This is a genomic window from Longimicrobium sp., assembly GCA_036377595.1.
Taxonomy (GTDB): Bacteria; Gemmatimonadota; Gemmatimonadetes; order Longimicrobiales; family Longimicrobiaceae; genus Longimicrobium.
This window is the reverse complement of record DASUYB010000014.1, coordinates 28,718-46,271: the sequence shown is the minus strand read 5'-3', so window position 1 is coordinate 46,271 and position 17,554 is coordinate 28,718. Positions and strand designations below refer to the sequence as shown.

Below are 17,554 nucleotides of genomic sequence, written 5' to 3'. Positions count from 1 at the left end.
CTTTAGCCGCCCGTCGCCCAACATGACGCCCGCGTCTGGCACCCTCCCGCCGCACCGAGTACCTTCCCGCCCATCATCCCCCGCCCGAACCACGACGTGAGGACGATGGCGAATCCGAACGCCCTGCCCGACTGGAACGCGCTGGCCGACCGCGCGCTGGCGGGCGAGCTCATCACCCGCGACGAGGCGCGCGCGGTGCTGGCGGCGCCCGACACCGCGCTGCTGGAGCAGCTGGCCGCGGCGTACCGCGTGCGGCGGCGCTTCTACGGCAACCGCGTGCGGCTGCACTTCCTCTGCAACGCGCAGAGCGGCCTCTGTCCCGAGGACTGCAACTACTGCTCGCAGTCGAAGATCAGCGCGGCGGAGATCGAGAAGTATCCCATGCTGGCGCGCGAGAAGATCCTGGCGGCGGCCGACCGCGCGGCGGAGCTGAAGGCGGGCACCTTCTGCATGGTCATCAGCGGGCGAACGCCGGGCGAGCGGGTGTTCGCCAAGGTGCTGGACGCGGTGCGCGCCGTCCGCGAGAAGCACGACCTGAAGGTGTGCGCCTGCCTGGGGCTGCTGACCGAGGACCAGGCGCGGCGGCTGAAGGAGGCGGGCGTCACCCAGGTGAACCACAACCTGAACACGTCGGAGCGCCACACGCCCAGCGTCGTCTCCACCCACACCTTCGGCGACCGCGTGGCCACGGTCGAGGCGGTGAAGGCGGTGGGGCTCAAGACCTGCTCCGGCGGGATCGTGGGGATGAACGAGACGGACGACGACGTGATCGACCTGGCGTTGTCGCTGCGCGAGCTGGAGGTGCGCAGTGTTCCCGTCAACTTCCTGATCCCCATCGTGGGGACGCCGCTGGCGGGGGTGGACCAGCTCGACCCGCGGCGCTGCCTGCGCATCCTCTGCCTCTACCGCTTCCTGCTGCCGTCGCAGGAGATCCGCATCTCCGGCGGGCGCGAGGTGCACCTGCGGTCGATGCAGGTGATGGGGCTGTACGCCGCCAACTCCATCTTCATCGGCGACTACCTGACCACGCCGGGACAGGCCGCCCGCGCCGACCTGGAGATGATCCGCGACATGGGCTTCGTCCTCGAATCCCCCGACGGCGAGCCAATCGAGGAAGATCCGCTCGACGGCGTCCCCGAGATCTTCCGCGGCGAGGCGCTTCCCGTCCTGGCGACAGCGTAGCAAGCCTGGCCCTCGCCAGAAAAGACTTGTCTCACGCAGCCGCAGAGTTAGCAGAGTCAGCAGTAAACTGCGCAGTTCAACTGCTGACCCTGCTGACTCTGCGTGAGACAAAAAGATCATCGGCCCCGCTCCGAAGCTTTCGAAGCGGGGCCGATCTGCGTCACCTTCCTGGAGATGCTATCTCCAGACCTCGAACGGGTTGACGTTGCGGCCGCTCCACCAGCGCGAGGTGTCGCTCAGGATGGCGATGGCGAAGTGCAGGTGGCAGTCGCCGGGGGCCGCGTTCCCCGTGTCGCCCACGTATCCGATCGTCTGCCCGCGCGTGACGCGCACGCCCTCGGCGATGCCGTCGGCGTAGCGGTCGAGGTGCGCGTAGTAGTAGCGCGTGCGGCCGTCGTCGTCGAGCTGGTAGACGGTGATGCCGCCCAGCGCGCTGTGATGCAGCTTGATGATGGTGCCGTCGGTGGTCGCCAGCACGTGCGTGCCGCGCGGCGCGTGGATGTCGATGGCGTCGTGCACGCGGCCGCCGGAGCGCGCGGCGTTGAACGTGTCGTGCAGCTGCCCCGCGCCGACCCCCTCGACGGGGATCAGCAGGTTGCGCGAGCGCAGCAGGTCCACGATGTCGCGCGCGGGGTTGCGCGGCGGGATCGGGAACGACGCCAGCATCGCCATCCGCTGGGCGGCGGCGGGGGCGGCGGCCAGCGCCAGGGCGGCCGCGGCGAGCACGACGGTGCGCAGTGCGGGGTACTTCCGGGTGGTTCGTGGCATGGCCATGGTACTCTATCGGCGGCTCGACTGCCGTGGCCGGGCGTGCGGCGGGCGCCCCGCGGTAGGCTCGTAACTTTGCGTCGCCGGCTTTCGCCGGGTTTGCCGTTGTCGTGGAGTCCCGGTCGGGTGGCGCCGGGGGCGACTGCGATGGAATCCCGGTACTGCTGGGTGGGACCGAACGGGGCGCGGTTCTCCTCTGCCGGGGGTACGCGAGGTTCGGAGGCGCACGCGGGTTGCCGCGGGTGCGTGGCGTCCGGACGACGGATTGTGCGGTTGAACGGCGCGCATGATAGTCCGCTTCTCCGCCCTGCGCCAGAGTCTTGTCGCCGGATCGGCATCTTTCCGACAATTCGCGCGCCTCCGGACCGCGCTGACACCGATCTTGGTCGCAGTTCTCCTCCATCTCCCGCGAGTTCGTGGAGACGGGGATCAGCGTTGCCTCCGCCGCCGGCGGCGCGTAGCATGCATCCGTCCGCTTGCCCGTTCCAACGACGATTTCGACCGCGAACGCGAGGGATTCCCGATGCGCCGAGAGGTCCTGATGCTGTCCACGCTCCTGTTCGCCGCCGGGTGCTCGGGCGGTGGCCGCGGCGCCGCGCCCGCCGACAGCGCGCACGTAGACGCCATGGCGCGCGAGCACGCTGGCGAGACGCCTACGGCCAACGCGTCGGCCCAGGAGCCGCGGCAGGAGGTGCGCGGCGAGGAGGTCGTCTACGGCCTGGTCGACGGGCAGCGGGTGCGCGGCTACATGGCGTATCCGGCCGCCTCCGGCGCCGACGCCGCGCTCCCGGCCGTCATCCTGGTGCACGAGTGGTGGGGACTGAACGACAACATCCGCATGATGGCGCGGCGCCTGGCCGGCGAGGGGTACCGCACGCTGGCGGTGGACCTGTACCAGGGGAAGGTCGCCACCGACGCGCAGGCCGCGCAGACGTACATGCGCGAGGTGATGGGCGACCGCGACCGCGGAGTGATGAACCTGGCCAGCGCCGCACGCTTCCTGAAGCAGGAGAAGCACGCGCGCAGGATCGGCACGGTGGGATGGTGCTTCGGCGGGGGATGGTCGCTGCAGGCGGGGCTCAACCTTCCCGAGTACGTGGACGCGGTGGTGATGTACTACGGCCAGCCGGTGACCGACCGCGCGCGCCTGGCGCGGCTGGATGCGCCGCTGGCGGGGTTCTTCGGCCTGCAGGACCGCGGCATTCCCGCCGACAGCGTGCGGAAGATGGAACAGGAGCTGAAGGCGCTCGGCAAGACGGTGGACATCCGCTTCTACGACGCGAACCACGCCTTCGCCAACCCCAGCGGCCAGTCCTACAACGCCCAGGCCGCCGCCGACGCGTGGACCCGCACGGTCGACTTCTTCGCGCGCACGCTGAAATCGTAGGGGGCCCTCACCCGAAAAATGGAGAAGGGTCGAGACAAACTGCCGTCTCGACCCTTCTCCATTTTTCGACCTCTCCCAAAACAGCCTGGGAGAGGTGACTGCACCGGCGCGCGATTGAAGAAGTCGCAGTTCTACTTGGGAGAACCCGGCGGGCAGGATACCCTCCTTACCCGCACCGAACCGTCTCCCCGCGCTGAGGTCTCCCCCTCCCCCAGTCGGTTTTGGGGGAGGGGGCCGGGGGGAGAGGGCCTCCGCGCCGGGCGGGCAGGATCTCTCCGATCTGTCCGAAGTCTTCACGCGATCGGCGACAGTCTTGACGCGATGGGTGACGGTGCGGCCCGCCGCCGTTGCCCCCGATCTCCATCCCCACTACCCTTCTCCCCCCGTTTCCTCGCGACCCCGAGCCCGCACGCGATCCTTGCCGACCGGCACGCAATCCTCCGCCGTGGACACGCCCGCCATCCTCGTCCGCGGCCTGCACAAGCGCTTCGGCGAGACGGTGGCGGTCAAGGCGCTGGACCTGGAGGTCCGGCGCGGCGAGTGCTTCGGGCTGCTGGGCCCCAACGGGGCGGGGAAGACCACGACCATCGAGATCCTCGAGGGCCTCACCCCCCGCGACGCCGGCGAGGTGGAGGTGCTGGGGATGCGCTGGGAGCGCGACGGCGACCGCATCCGCGCGCGCCTGGGCGTGCAGCTGCAGGAGAGCGAGTTCCCCGACCGCTCCACCGTGGGCGAGATCGTGCGCCTCTTCCGCTCGTTCTATCCCCAGGGCCCCACCCCCGGCGAGCTGATCGGCTTCGTGCAGCTGGAGGAGAAGCGCGACACGCAGGTGCGCAACCTCTCCGGCGGCCAGAAGCAGCGGCTCTCCGTCGCGTGCGCCCTGGCCGGACAGCCCGACATCCTCTTCCTCGACGAGCCGACCACGGGGCTGGATCCCCAGTCCCGCCGGCAGCTGTGGGACGTGTGCGAGGCGTTCCGCGCGCGCGGCGGCACCATCCTGCTGACCACGCACTTCATGGACGAGGCGCAGGCGCTCTCCGACCGCATCGCCATCCTCGACCACGGCGAGATCATCGCGCAGGGCACCCCCGACCAGCTGATCAGCGGGCTCGGCGGCGCGTACGTGATCGAGTTCGCCGCCACGGCGCCGATCGGGGAAGACGCGCTGCGCGCCGTCCCCGGCGCCCGCCGCGTGGCCGCGCGCGGCGAGCACACGCTGCTGACGGTGGACGATCTGGCGCAGTCGCTCCCCGGGCTGCTGGCCGCCGCCACCGCCGCGGGGGGCGAGCTGACCTCGCTGGTGACGCACAAGGCCACGCTGGAAGACGTCTTCCTTTCCCTGACCGGGCGGGAGCTGCGCGATGAGTGAGTTCAGCCCCCTGCGCGAGCTGGTGCTCCTCCGCATCCGCTCGTTCCTGCGCGAGCCCGAAGCGCTCTTCTGGACCTTCGTCTTCCCCATCCTGATGGCGGTGGGGCTGGGCGTGGCCTTCCGCGACCGGCCGGCGGAGCGCGCCGCGGTGGGTGTGCAGCGCGGCTCCGTGGCCGAGCGCTACCTCCCCGCGCTCCGCGCGTCGCCGGAGATCCGCGTGGTGATGCTCGACGACACCGCCGCCGAGCGCGCCGTCCGCAAGGGCGACGTGGCCGTGGTGCTGGCGGGGACGGACCGGCTCGTCTACCGCTTCGACGCCGCGCGTGACGAGAGCCGCGTCGGCCGCCTGCTCGCGGACGAGGCGGTGCAGCGCGGCTCCGGCGCCACGCGGCCGGTGGCGACGGCGGACGACCGGCGGCGCGAGCCGGGCGCGCGCTACATCGACTGGGTGATCCCCGGGCTGATCGGGCTGAACCTGATGAGCACGGGGATGTGGGGGATCGGGTTCGGGCTGGTGCAGATGCGCAACAAGAAGCAGCTCAAGCGCCTGGTCAGCACGCCGATGAGGAAGCGCGACTACCTGCTGGCGATGATCCTGTCGCGCCTGGTCTTCCTGGGCCTCGAGGTGCCGCCGATCGTGATCTTCGCCTGGCTGGCGTTCGGGGTGACGGTGCGGGGATCGCTTTTGGCCTTCACCGGGCTGGTGATCCTGGGGGCGATGACGTTCGCGGGGCTGGGGCTGCTGGCGGCCAGCCGCGCGCGCACCATCGAGGGGATCAGCGGCATCCTGAACGTGGTGATGCTGCCGATGTTCGTGCTGTCGGGCGTGTTCTTCTCCGCCAGCCGCTACCCCGACGTCATCCAGCCGGCGATCCGCGCGCTTCCGCTGACGGCGCTGAACGACGCCTTCCGCGCCGTCTACAACGACGCGCTCCCGGTGACGGCGTACTGGCCGCAGGTGGCCATCCTCGCCGCGTGGATGGTCCTCTCCTTCCTCGCCGCCCTCAAGCTCTTCCGCTGGCAGTAGACGTGGGACGTCGGCCGGCTCCGTCGTCCCACCCCAAGCATGTCATTCCGAAGGCGCTGCACCGGCCTCTCCATCACACCGAACTCCGGCGCCTGAGGAATCCGTGGCCTGCATCCGAGCGACAGCCCGCCTGTCGCTCGGATGCGGGCCAAAGATTCCTCGGCCGCCGCACTGAATTCGGTGTGGACGAAAGATCGGTCGAGCGGCGGCGCTCGGAATGACATTCTGTGCGTTTCTTCATCCTCCAACCGATCTCTCCATCTTGCCGCGCCGGCGGCGGAACGCCCATCTTTCCGGTATCTCCCCCTGACGGAAGTTCTTGAAGGAGCGGTGGTTTGCAGGCACTGGTGATCATCGGGCACGGGTCGCACCTGAACGCGGACTCGAGCGCGCCCGTCTACCGGCACGCGGCGGCGATCCGGCGGACGGGCGTGTTCGACGAGGTGCGCGAGTGCTTCTGGAAGGAAGAGCCGTCCATGCGCGAGGTGTTCGACCTCGTCGAGCCGGACGACGTCTACGTGGTCCCCCTCTTCATCTCCGAGGGCTACTTCACCGAGGAGGTCATCCCGCGCGAGCTGGGGCTCGTGGGGCCCGCGCCTTCCATCACCCACAAGCTGGGGAAGTCGATCCGCTACTGCGGCCCCGTCGGCACGCACCCGTCGATGGCCGCGATGATCCTGCGCCGCGCCGAGGAGACGGCCGGGCTGTCGCACCACGAGGCGCGCGAGGCGGGGCTGGTCATCATCGGCCACGGGACGGAGCGGAACAGCAACTCCGCCGAGGTCATCTACCGCGTGACCCGCGAGGCCGAGGCGGCGGGCGTGTTCGGCCACGTGCGCACCGGCTTCCTCGACCAGGAGCCCGAGGTCGGCCGCGTGCTGGAGGAGATGGAGGAGCGGCGGATGGTGCTGGTCCCCTTCTTCGTGGCCGAGGGGTGGCACACGCAGGAGACCATCCCCGACGACCTGGGGATCAGCCGCCCGGCGGTGAGCGCGGTGACGGAGAAGGACGGGCGGACGATCTGGTACGCGCCGCCGGTGGGCACCTTCCCCGAGATCGCGCGCATCATCCTGCAGCGCGCGCGTGAGGCAGGCGCCGCGGTGCCTGACGGGGTGGAGATCGCGGAGGCGGCCGGTGTCTGACCGCCCCGAGGTCCGCGGCGCGCACGCACCCGGCGGGGTGGCCGAGGCGCGCCGCGCGCTGGCCGCGTGGGTCGACGAGGCGGGGGAGACGGGCCGCGTCTTCCTGCAGGCGCGCCTGCTGGCGACGGGAGAGGGGCGGTACGAGATCCGCCACCGCCGCGACATGCACCGCTCGATGCAGTCGCTGGAGTGGGTATCGCGCGACCCGTTCTTCGCGCGCGAGATCGCGCAGACGACGAACCGCGGCGACCACCGGCCGCTGAAGACGTCGCCCAACCTGAAGCAGGGGTGGGCGCTGGTCGACCTCGACGCGCGCGGGCTGTGGACGGCGCTCGACTATCTCTATCCCGCCTGCGCGGTGCACTGGCACGCGGGGCGAACGGGCACGCTGCGGGTGACCCACTGGCGCGAGACGGCGGGGCGGCAGAGCGGCATCTACTCGTCGGTGAAGCTGCTGGATGCGCACGCCGTGCGGGTCACCGCGCGCGCCTGCTGCGCCGACGCCGTCTGCCTGCGCCGCGTGGCGTGGGACGTGGACGAGATGGAGTTCCTCGGCGCGGTCGACGAGGGGCCGGTGGACGGCGACGCGGCCGTGCCCTGCCCCGAGGCGTGCTCGATGTTCGTCTCCCTCGCGCGGCAGGTGCTGAAGCTCGAGCGCGCCCCCCGCCGCCACGTTCCCGGCCTCGGCGCGCTGGGCGACGAGGAGGTGGCGCAGCTCCGCGCCATCGTCTCCGCCGCGGCGGACGGGACGCTGGGCCGGGCGCGCGAGGGCGAGTTCGAAGATCCCACCAACCTCCGCCGCATCCGCTATCTTGCCGCGCGTCTGGGAGACTGAAAAGAAGGGGGCTCACGCAGAGTCAGCAGAGTCAGCAGTTGAACTGCAGTTTTACTGCTGACTCTGCTGACCCTGCGTGAGCCGATTAGAAAATCGGGGCGGCGAGGATGCATCTCCTCGCCGCCCCGAGTTTCTCATCGCACCGCGGATCGCCGTCACCCGGTCTTGGCGCGCTCGACGAGGGCGGTGCCGTAGATCTTGGCCATGGCGGAGGTGAGCTTGCGGCGCTCGCCGTTCGACAGCGCGACGAGGGCAAGGCCGCGCACCTCGGCCATCTCCGCCGAGTCGAAGCCGGCGTCGCGCGCGTCCTCGATCGCGCGGATGACGCGGCCGAGCACGTCGCGCCGGTCGACGTCGGGCTGCAGTGGACGGGTGACCTCGGCCACGAGCGTCCACAACTGGTTCGGCTTCAATTCCAGGATCCTTGTCTGAAGATTCGCGCCCGCCGTCGCAGGGCTGCGGTGTCGGGCGACATATGTTTCAGTTGAGTGCTGAATTTCAGACACTATACTGTGACTCGTAAGGAAATCCTTCACCGTCACTCCCGATTGCTGACTGAACTTGCCTTGTTACGACCGTAGTCCTTGAGGGAGGTGTACACATGGTTCAAGCCCAAGACAAGCCGGAGCCCTTGTACAAGCGATGGTTCATGCCCGGAATCATCGCACTGGGAGCAGCCGTGGTAGTCCTGATCGTGAATCTCCTCGCAGGTGCGACGAACCGCCAGATTCCGATCGTTGCATCGATATCCATCCTCATCACTGCCATGGTGTTCACACTCAGTTGGACCGTCGAGAAAAACTGGACTAAAATTCCCGACCAGCTCCGCGAGGATGTTTCTCGGATTCGCGAGGACATCCTGGCTATTGCCGCGCCCGTTCGCGATCCGTACCTGGCCGTTCTGCGGGAAGAGATCTTTGAGCGGGCCCGTAGCCCGCTCCTCCAACTCACCGATAAAACCAGGCGCCTCAGCACGGCGAAAGTGTGTACACAAAAGCTGATAGAGCATGTCCGCAACCTGGATCCAACCCGGCATCGAGAGATTCTCGCTGTGTGCGGACAAAAGGAGTGGGATTCCCCTCTTCTGCAGATGTACTACGAAGCCAACTATCGGCGGTCACTCGAGGGCATCAACGTGAAGAGGATCTTCATCGCAGAGCCGGGAAAGTCGTTCAGCGACGCGGAGAAGAGAGTTCTAAGTGACCACTTGAGCAAGTTATATCCCAACGTAGAGGGTCGAGTCATTTATCCTGAAAAGGTGGCCTACCTGGAACAGTACAAGTTCCCCACGGGCTTCGGTTTCGCGATCCTGGGCAACGTCGTGATCATCCACTGGGGCCTCGGGCAAAGCCACAGCGAAGCTGGCCGAATCCTCGAGGATCCTTGGTTCGTGGAGATCCACCGCCAGATGTTCAAGCTGATGTGGAAACACGTCGCCAAAGGCCGAACGGACGAAGAGAAGGCGGAAATCAAGCGGCGAATCCTGGGTGACCCTGCTCCCGAGGCAATGCGGACAGCCGGGGGCAACGCCTAGTCGAGTCATCACAAGCGGAGCGGCCTCCGCGCCGCGCGGAGGCCGCTCTCTGGAATCGCATCCGTCGGAGGTGGATCAGAGCGTGTGGAAGCGCGCCTTGATCTCGTTCACCAGCTTGATGTACTCCGGCCTCTGGCGGATGTCGGGGTGCCAGCAGAGGTCGCGCTCGATCAGGTCGATCTCCTCCACGATCCGCGCGCCGGGGACCACGTTCCCCTGCGCGTCGCGCTCGCGGCCCATCAGCCAGATGGTGTCGCACACGGCCACCGCGGCGCTCACGTCGTGCGTCACGATGATCAGCGTGTTCTCCTCGGCCACCTGGCTGACCTCCTGCAGCAGCTGGTGCACGTTCTCCTGCTGCAGCACGTCGAGCCCGCTGAACGGCTCGTCCATCACCAGGTAGTTCTCGCTGCACAGCAGCTGCTGCGCGATGGCGATGCGCTGCCGCTGCCCGCCCGAGACCTGCATGGGATACTTGTCCGCGTGCGCGGCCAGCCCGAAGCGCTCCAGGTACTTCATCGCCGCGGCCTTCGCGTCGTCGCCGCTCATCCCCGCCTGCCGCGCGGCGATGGTCAGGTTCCCCAGCACCGTGCGGTGCTCGAACAGGATGTAGTTCTGCGCCACCACGCCCACCAGCCCGGGAGTGGCAGGCAGCGCCTTCTCGCCGATCTTCACCGTCCCCGCGTCGGGCTTCAGCAGCCCCGCAAGGATCTTGAACAGCGTGGTCTTTCCCACCCCCGACGGGCCGAGCAGGCCTACGATCTGCCCCTGCTTCACGCCGGGGCGGACCACGTCGCGGATCTGCGCGTTCACCTCGCGGAGGATGGGAACGCCGTTGCGGGTGAAGGTGACGCCCTGGATGTCGAGGAGGACGCCCTTGCGCTCGTACACGTGCGCCGTGCTCATCGTCACCCTCCCTTGCCGCGCGCGGTGACGAGGGCCGCGCTGGGCACCAGCACGGACTTCAGCCATCCCAGGAACGCGTCCTGGAAGAACCCGGCAATCAGGAACACCCCCTGCACGGCCACGATCGCCGCCAGGTTGAAGTGTTTCTGCTGGTCCACCAGCATCGTCCCGATCCCCCCCTCGCCGCGCACCAGCCCCTCGACCATGGTCAGCATCATCCACCCCATCGCCGCGTTCTGGCGGATGGCGTCGAAGGCGGGCCCCATCTGCCCGAGGACGACGACTTCCCAGACCACGCGCCAGTCGCCCATGCGCAGCGTGCGCGCGTGGTCCAGCTTCTCCGTGGGCACCGAGGCGACCACGTCCACCATCGACGTCAGCAGGAAGGCGGAGATGCCGAACACCAGCAGCGCCAGCTTCAGCGCGTGCCCGCCGCTGAACCAGATCGTGAAGACGAAGGTGAAGCCCACCAGGCTCAGGAAGCGCGCCTTGGTCAGCGCCGTGACGATGGGCCGCAGCGCGGGGACGACGCTCAGGTACGCCAGCGTGAAGGAGATGGCCACGGCCACCGCCAGCGCCTCGGCGAACAGCGTCAGCGAGGTCAGCAGCTCGCCGATCAGCCCCTGGCTGGCCGTGAGGTTGCGGAGCGCCTCGAGCACCCGCGCCGGGCTGGGAAAGATCCCCGCGCCGAAGAGCCAGAGGAGGATCACCAGGGCGGCCCAGGCGGCGGCCATGGTGGCGTAGGTGCGCTGCGGGACCCACTGGTTGGGCCGGAGCGCGGGACCGAGCGAAGGCATCGGCTGGAAACCCTTACGTCGCGTGATCAGGGGGGTGGAGACGCGGCCGGGGCGCGGAGAGACGCAAGGTCTCCCCGCGCCCCGGCCAGTCCTGCGGTCAGGGCGATCAGCTGTTGGTGCCGATCACGATCTCCACCCGGCGGTTGGCCGCGCGCCCCTCGGCCGTCCGGTTGGACTCGATCGGCTGCGTGGGGCCGTGCGCGAAGATGCGGATGCGGCCCTGCGGGAAGGTGCTGGCCGAGCGCTGCTCCAGCCACTGCTTCACCGCCAGCGCGCGGTCTTCCGACAGCTGCTGGTTGGCGTCGGGGTTGCCGACGTTGTCGGTGTGCCCGTGGATCTCCACCGCCAGCGAGTTGATGGACAGCTCGTCGAACAGCTGCTGCAGCTGCTGCTCGGCCTCGGGGGTGAAGGTGGCCGACCCCGTCTCGAAGGTGATCGACACGTTGCGGCGCCCCACCACGCGCGAGACGTTCCCCGAGCCGGTGTAGGTGTTGGTCTCGGCCGCGGCGGCCGCGGTCTGCGCGCCGCCGGCGCGCTGCGCCACCGCCTGCAGGTAGCTCACGTCCAGGATCTGGTCGATCGGCGGGACGCTGGGCACGAGATCCGGATACTGCTGGCTGACGATGTTGCCGAACACGGTGTACGTGGCCCGGAAGCGGCTGGTCTCCGGCGTGGTCCCCGGCGCCAGGCCGAACAGCACCAGGTTGTCGGCCAGGTTGTTCGCCTTGCTGCCGCCCAGGTCGACGGGGACGCCCGTCTTGTCGGGCTCGGTCACGCCGCGGTAGTACTTCTCCCAGTACGCCGCGTCGGCGCCGCTCTCGTTGTAGATCTGCTGGCTGATCTGGGCCGCGCGGGTCAGCGCCTGCGGGTGGTGCAGTACCTGGTCGCCGCCCTGCAGGAAGGCGGTCAGCATCTTCTCCACCGTCTGCCGGTTCTGCTGGTTCCACTTGTGGATGCCGATGATCACGTGCGGCATCTGCGACGTGTACTCCTTGGTCGACACGATGCTCACGATCCCCCCGCGCCCCTTCGCCGCGGTCACGTCGGCCGGCGTCCAGGTGACGATACCGTCCACGCACACGCGGCGCGTCTGCCCGGTCGCCTTCCCGTTCTCCACCACCCGGCGGTCCTCGCAGTAGTTGGCGACGTACTTCTCGGCCGCCTCCACGTAGCTCGAGGTGTTCACCCAGTTGACCGCGTTGGGGTCGTAGGTGGTCTCGTCGGGGTTGTTGGGGATGCCGTTGTCGCCCATGAAGCGCTGGGCGATGTTCCAGTCGCCGTCGCGCAGCACGCCGGCCACCACCGCGCCGCGCATGCTCTGCGGGTTGTCGCGCCACTTCTGCGGGCCCATCAGCTTGTCCTCGCCGCGCGAGTAGCCGCACGAACCCACGATCTCGGCGCGGTAGTCCTCGCCGAACGAGTCGATCAGCTGCTTGTTGAGCGCGGCCAGGAAGGCCCCCGAGCCGTCGCCCATGATGCCGATGAAGTGGATCCCCTCGCGCGGCTGCGCCTGGCCGTCGTGCAGCCCCTTGGCCAGCGCGGTCAGCTGCGCCATCAGCTGCGTGTTGTCGTCCTGGCGGTCGATGCGGACCTTGATCCCCTGCTTCGCCATCAGCGAGCCCTCGGTGGTCACCGGGCCGCCGTTGGAGTAGAGGCACCCCATCTGGGAGTTCCACGCCCAGAAGTTGATCCGCACCTCGGGCGCGCCGGGGAGGTCGGCCGGGCGGTCGCTGGGGAGCCCGGCGAAGGCCACCGTGCCGCTCCCCGTGGCGAAGCCGTTGCCGATGTCGCTGCCCGCGTCGAGCCCGCTCACCTTCTCGGGAACGATGGCGCGCATGATCTGCCGGCCGTAGCCGTGGCTGGCGGCGTACTTCAGGCCGAAGCCGATGGCCGCGATCACGGCGAGGCCGCCGATGATGCGCACCGTCTTCTGGCCGGTGGACGTCAGTTGCATGGTAGGGTCGGGGGTTGGGGTTTACTGCTCCGTCTATCACCTCTGAAGGCGTCCGGCGGCTACTGCCGCCGGAGCCTGCTGCGCCACTTGCTCGCGCCGCCCGCGTCGCCCGACGTGGCCGGGCCCGACGCGGACGAGCCGCCGCCCTGCGCCTCGGCCAGGAGCGCCGCGCCCGCGCCGGGCTTGGCGGCGGAGGGGTCGGCCAGCTCGGCGGCGGTCACCTTCTTCTCCGCCTCCATCAGCTGCGCCAGCCCTTCCTGGCGGAAGGCCATCTGATTGAGATCCACGGCGTGATCGAAATCCGTGAGGTCGATCAGCGTCTGCAGCTCGCCCAGCCGCTTCTCGTAGTCGTCGCGGATGCGCTCGGCGGCCATGTCGCGGACCTCGGCCAGGTCGGTGTCGCCGAAGATCCCCTGCGCGGCCGCCGTGGCCGAGGCGACGGCGCCGGTGATGGTATGCTTGTCGGCCAGCTGGTTGGCCTCGTCGCGCGCGGTCTGGATGTGGTAGTCGGCGCGCCTCATCACCCGCTGCAGGAGCTTCTCGATGCTCAGCATCTGCTCCTGCATCGACTTGTACTCCTCGATGTCGCGCGCGCGGCGCGCGGCGATCTCGGCGTGTGCGTTCAGCCCGTCCTCGTCGTGGCTGGCCTGGGCGGCCTTCGCGAGACGCAACGCGTCCTGCCGCTCCTTCTCGCTCTTGGCGATCTTGGCCTCGACCATCCGCCGAACGCCCACGATGCGGGCCAGGCGGTCCTGGATCACCTCGCGCCGCTGCTCCATCTGGCGCACGAACGCCTTGAGGATGGCCACGGGGTCCAGCTCCACGAAGTTGCTGGTGACCCAGCGGCTGATCATCTGCAGCGCGTAGAACAGCAGCGTGCGCGGCCGGTCCCACACGAACACCACGCAGTAGAGCACGGCGATCAGGCCGATCAGGAACGCCAGGTACAGCGTGTTCTCGGCGACCTGGATGAGCGTGGGCAGGAGCTTGACGAAGCCCCAGGCCAGGGCCACGCCCAGCGCGGCCATGATCCCCGCGCCCACCTTGCCCTCGGGGCGCTGCCAGAAGGTGCGGCGCGCCTTCGCGGCGCCCGCGGTTGCGGAAGTCTCCATCGTCGGGCTACTTCGCGGGTTGGAGGAACGGGGCGATGCGGGCGCGCTCGGCGGTCAGCTCGGCCTCGACCACGGCGTAGCTGGCGGCGAAGCGGGCCGAGTTGGCTTCGATGCTGGCGGTGGCTTCCTTCGCCTGCTTGTCGAGCTCGGCGGCCTTCGCCTCCAGCGCCTTGATCTCCTCGATGCGCTTCGTGATCTCCGCGCGCGTCTTCTCGATCTCGGCCTTGGTGCCGCCCACGGACTGGGCGGTCTCTTCCTGCACCGCCTTCTCGAAGCCCTCCTTCTCGCCCGCCAGGATGCGCAGGCGGTCGGCGATGGCCTCGCCCACCTGGGCGGCGCCGAAGCCGTGGCTGGCCTGCGCGGCGGAAAGGGCGAGCTGCGTGCGGGTGGCCTCGTCGGCCACGGCCGACAGCGCGGCGAACAGCGCGCGGAACTGGGTCAGCGCGGCCTTCTTGCTGGCGTCGACGGCGGCGTGCAGCTGCTGCACGAACTCGGGGTCGGGCGCCACGGCCATTGCGGGGACGGCCGCGGGAGCCGAGCCCTGGGCCGGCGCGGCGCCCTGGCCAGCGGAAGCACCCTGCGCGCCCGCGGGAAGGGTCTCGTCGGACTTGACCTCGTTGCCGTCCTCGTCGAGCACCACGAAGGTGCCCAGCGCGTCCTTGCCCACGTCCTTCAGCTTGTCGAAGATCGAGCTCATGGCGGGAGTCCGCGGCCCCTGTGCACGGCGGTGGGGATGCCGTGGCCGGTTGCCGCCGCTGGAGGTTGGAGAGACTCGGGAAACAGATCGGGGAGGCTCCGTGCTCCGGCGGCGTCCGCCCCGGATCGAGCCAGAGGCGGTAAATGTATGCGATGATTGCGAATCCGTCCACACCCCCGGACGATCTTCGCCCCACGTGTCACTACGAATGATCCCCCAGAGAGTTGCGAGTTGCTGCTCCTCCTCTCCGTAGCGTGGCGAGGAGAACCGATGGCTCACGCGGAGCAGCGGAGGGAGCAGAGGAACATACGGCCTCTCCGCCGCCTCCGGCTGCTCCGCGTGGGGCGAGTCTTTTTCGAGGCAGTCGGCGCGTCCGGCAATCTCCCCGCACAAGCAGGTGTTTCCTCCACGGCAGCCATCTGCTTGCGGCGCCGGAACTTGCAGTTCACTGAATTCAGTTCAGTCAGATGATTAATATCGTTCAGGATTGACTGAACGGTCAGATACTGATATCTTCGCCCGCAGAATGGCGAAGGACCATCACAGGAGAACGCCGTGGACGAGTCGGTACAGCAGTTCGTGGAGCGGATGGGGCTGATCTGCGAGAAGGAGGGGATGGCCCGCAGCGCCGGGCGCATCTTCGGCCTCCTGCTCGTGGGCGGACGCCCGTTCTCGCTCGACGAGCTCGCCGAGAAGCTGCAGGCCAGCAAGGCGGGCGTCAGCACCAACTGCCGCATGCTGGAGCAGTTCGGGATGATCGAGCGGGTCAGCTCGCTGGGCGACCGGCGCGACTTCTACCGGGTGCAGGACAGCCCGTGGGAGCACATGATGCGCGTGGCCCAGGGGCGGTGGCGCGAGATGGTGAAGATCTTCGGCGAGGCGCAGGGGAGCCTTCCGCCGCAGATGACCGAGGGAAAGCGGCGCCTGCGCGAGGCCGAGCGCTTCCACGCGCTGCTGATCACCGAGGTGGACCGCCTGATGGACACCTGGAACGCGCTGAAGAACGGCGACGCCCCGGCGGCGCCGGCCGAGAACGCGGCCTGAAGCCGGTCCGGAGTGTGGACGGCGAAGCGGGATGGGATCCGGCCGCGGGCCGGACGGACGCAGCAACGCCTGGAACCTTCTGGATTGACGGATATGCGTAGACCCCTTGCACCACGACGCGCGTACGGGGCCGTTGCGTTGGCCCTGCTGGCGGCCGCGCCGCTGGCCGCGCAGACCAACCCCCTCCCCCCGCCGGGCGCCCCCGCGCGCCCCGCGGCGCAGATGCAGGCGCCGGCCGGCGGCGTGCGCCCGCTTTCGCTCGACGAGGCGCTGCGCATGGCCGAGGACGCCAGCGACCAGATCGTGGTCGCCCGCGCGGGGGTGATGCGGGCCAGCGGGCAGCGGCTGCAGGCGCAGAGCCAGCGGCTGCCGCAGCTGAACGGCTTCGCCTCGTACAGCCGCGCGCTGGCGTCGCAGTTCTCGTCGCTCGCCAGCGGCTCCGACACCACCACGCAGACGGGCCCCACCAACTGCGGCACCTTCGCGCCCAACCCCGGGCTGCCGATCGAGCAGCGGGTGGACTCGCTGGAGCACGCGGTGGACTGCGCCACCAACGGCAACCCCTTCTCCTCGCTGGGCTCGCTTCCCTTCGGGCGGGCGAACACGTGGCAGCTGGGGATCAACCTCTCGCAGAACCTGTTCGCCGGCGGCCGCATTGCCGCGCAGGTCGACGCGGCCACGGCCGGCCGCCGCCGCGCCGACATCCAGCTGTCCGCCACCCGCGCGCAGCTGGTGCTCGACGTGGCCCAGGCCTACTACGACGCCGCGCTCACCGACCGCCTGGTGGGGATCGCCGAGGCCGCGCTGGCGCAGGCGGAGGAGACGCTGCGGCAGGTGACGCTGGCGCGCCAGGTGGGGAACCAGCCGGAGTTCGAGCTGCTGCGCGCCACCGTCACCCGCGACAACCAGCGGCCGCAGGTGATCCAGCGGCGCGCCGAGCGCGAGCTGGCGTACACCCGGCTGCGGCTGCTGCTGGACCTGCCGACCACCGCGCCGGTGCAGCTGACCACGCCGCTCGACGACGCGGCCCCGGTGCCGGTGGCCCGCTTCGCCTCGAACCCGAATCTCCTGGGCGACACGACCACCGCCAACCGCGCCCCCGTGCGCCAGGCGGTGCAGGTGGTGGAGACGCAGGAGGCGCAGCTGCGCGTGGCGCGGGCGCAGCGCTGGCCCACCCTCTCCCTGGTTTCCAACTGGGGGCGCGTGGGCTACCCGGCCGGCGCCTTCCCGGCATGGAGCGACTTCTCCACCAACTGGACGGTGGGCGCGCAGATGACGGTGCCGATCTTCACCGGCGGGCGCATCCGCGGCGACGAGATGGTGGCGCAGGCCAACCTCCTGGAGTCGCGCGCCACGCTCGAGTCGGTCAAGGCGCAGGCGCAGCTCGACACCCGCGCCGCGCTCGACGAGCTGTCGAGCGCCCGGGCCAAGTGGCAGGCCAGCTCGGGCACGGTGGAGCAGGCCACCCGCGCCTACCAGATCGCCGAGATCCGCTACCGCGAGGGGCTGTCGACGCAGACCGAGCTCACCGACAGCCGCATCCAGCTGCAGCTGGCCACGGCCAACCGCGCGCAGGCCGCGCGCGACCTGCAGATCGCGCAGGTGCGCGTCGCCCTCCTGCCCGACCTGCCGCTGAACCTGCAGCAGGCGTCGGGTGCGGCCGGCGGGAGCTCGGCCAACCAGCAGCCGCAGCAGGCTCAACCGCAGCAGCAGACACAACCGCAGCAGCAACAGCAGCAGCCGACACAAACGCCGCAGCTGCCGACCACGTCGGCCTTCAGCGGAACGGGGGGAGTGTGA

The 17,554-nt window shown here is 69.5% G+C and carries 16 protein-coding genes and 1 riboswitch; of the genes, 9 read left to right on the top strand and 7 right to left on the bottom strand.

All coding sequences use genetic code 11. From position 1 onward, the window contains the following. Positions 1 to 105 precede the first annotated feature (105 nt). Positions 106 to 1,182, top strand: a complete 1,077-nt coding sequence (gene bioB, locus VF092_01870; GenBank protein HEX6746032.1) for a biotin synthase BioB — start codon at positions 106 to 108, stop codon at positions 1,180 to 1,182. A 177-nt stretch (positions 1,183 to 1,359) separates the two neighbouring features. Here the strand turns inward: bioB and VF092_01865 are convergent, their stop codons facing one another. Continuing rightward, entirely contained in the window at positions 1,360 to 1,950 is a 591-nt protein-coding gene (locus tag VF092_01865) for a M23 family metallopeptidase (protein ID HEX6746031.1), read from the bottom strand. Positions 1,951 to 1,964: 14 nt separating this feature from the next. Beyond that, positions 1,965 to 2,064, bottom strand: a riboswitch (cyclic di-GMP riboswitch). A 427-nt stretch (positions 2,065 to 2,491) separates the two neighbouring features. On the opposite strand from VF092_01865, the gene VF092_01860 reads away from it, so the two are divergent. The 5 genes from VF092_01860 to VF092_01840 all read left to right on the top strand — a co-directional run bounded on the left by VF092_01860 (position 2,492) and on the right by VF092_01840 (position 7,710). Continuing rightward, a complete protein-coding gene (locus VF092_01860) occupies positions 2,492 to 3,337 on the top strand; it encodes a dienelactone hydrolase family protein (GenBank protein HEX6746030.1) in 846 nt (281 codons plus the stop codon). Positions 3,338 to 3,755: 418 nt separating this feature from the next. Further along, positions 3,756 to 4,706 carry an ABC transporter ATP-binding protein gene (locus tag VF092_01855; protein ID HEX6746029.1) on the top strand — a complete coding sequence of 317 codons (951 nt, stop codon included), beginning with the start codon at positions 3,756 to 3,758 and terminating at the stop codon, positions 4,704 to 4,706. Beyond that, on the top strand, positions 4,699 to 5,733 hold the full coding sequence (locus VF092_01850; protein HEX6746028.1) for an ABC transporter permease: 1,035 nt from the start codon (positions 4,699 to 4,701) through the stop codon (positions 5,731 to 5,733). The genes VF092_01855 and VF092_01850 overlap by 8 nt, the downstream gene beginning before the upstream one ends. Before the next feature lie 335 nt (positions 5,734 to 6,068). Further along, complete coding sequence (locus VF092_01845) at positions 6,069 to 6,875, top strand: CbiX/SirB N-terminal domain-containing protein (protein HEX6746027.1); 807 nt, start codon at positions 6,069 to 6,071, stop codon at positions 6,873 to 6,875. Then, positions 6,868 to 7,710 (top strand): DR2241 family protein, encoded by an 843-nt coding sequence (locus VF092_01840; GenBank protein ID HEX6746026.1) that lies wholly within the window; start codon positions 6,868 to 6,870, stop codon positions 7,708 to 7,710. Before VF092_01845 ends, VF092_01840 begins: the two co-directional genes overlap by 8 nt. 155 nt (positions 7,711 to 7,865) lie before the next feature. Here the strand turns inward: VF092_01840 and VF092_01835 are convergent, their stop codons facing one another. Next, on the bottom strand, positions 7,866 to 8,123 hold the full coding sequence (locus VF092_01835) for a hypothetical protein (GenBank protein ID HEX6746025.1): 258 nt from the start codon (positions 8,121 to 8,123) through the stop codon (positions 7,866 to 7,868). Positions 8,124 to 8,311: 188 nt separating this feature from the next. Here VF092_01835 and VF092_01830 point away from each other — a divergent pair, with 188 nt between their 5' ends. Further along, positions 8,312 to 9,244, top strand: coding sequence for a hypothetical protein (locus VF092_01830; GenBank protein ID HEX6746024.1), 933 nt, complete (start codon positions 8,312 to 8,314; stop codon positions 9,242 to 9,244). Positions 9,245 to 9,319: 75 nt separating this feature from the next. On the opposite strand, the gene VF092_01825 is transcribed toward VF092_01830, so the two are convergent. The 5 genes from VF092_01825 to VF092_01805 form a co-directional block, all read right to left on the bottom strand. Then, on the bottom strand, positions 9,320 to 10,150 hold the full coding sequence (locus VF092_01825) for an ABC transporter ATP-binding protein (GenBank protein HEX6746023.1): 831 nt from the start codon (positions 10,148 to 10,150) through the stop codon (positions 9,320 to 9,322). Between the two features lie 2 nt (positions 10,151 to 10,152). After that, complete coding sequence (locus tag VF092_01820) at positions 10,153 to 10,947, bottom strand: hypothetical protein (protein HEX6746022.1); 795 nt, start codon at positions 10,945 to 10,947, stop codon at positions 10,153 to 10,155. A gap of 106 nt (positions 10,948 to 11,053) precedes the next feature. Beyond that, the gene (locus tag VF092_01815) at positions 11,054 to 12,901 is read right to left on the bottom strand and encodes an OmpA family protein (GenBank protein ID HEX6746021.1); all 1,848 of its coding nucleotides are present in this window, start codon (positions 12,899 to 12,901) and stop codon (positions 11,054 to 11,056) included. Between the two features lie 59 nt (positions 12,902 to 12,960). Continuing rightward, positions 12,961 to 14,013, bottom strand: coding sequence for a hypothetical protein (locus VF092_01810; GenBank protein HEX6746020.1), 1,053 nt, complete (start codon positions 14,011 to 14,013; stop codon positions 12,961 to 12,963). A 7-nt stretch (positions 14,014 to 14,020) separates the two neighbouring features. Continuing rightward, entirely contained in the window at positions 14,021 to 14,710 is a 690-nt protein-coding gene (locus VF092_01805; GenBank protein ID HEX6746019.1) for a hypothetical protein, read from the bottom strand. A gap of 555 nt (positions 14,711 to 15,265) precedes the next feature. Between VF092_01805 and VF092_01800 the strand changes: the two genes are divergently transcribed. Beyond that, positions 15,266 to 15,754: a hypothetical protein gene (locus tag VF092_01800; GenBank protein ID HEX6746018.1), complete on the top strand. Its 489-nt coding sequence runs from the start codon at positions 15,266 to 15,268 to the stop codon at positions 15,752 to 15,754. A gap of 138 nt (positions 15,755 to 15,892) precedes the next feature. Beyond that, a complete protein-coding gene (locus VF092_01795; GenBank protein HEX6746017.1) occupies positions 15,893 to 17,554 on the top strand; it encodes a TolC family protein in 1,662 nt (553 codons plus the stop codon).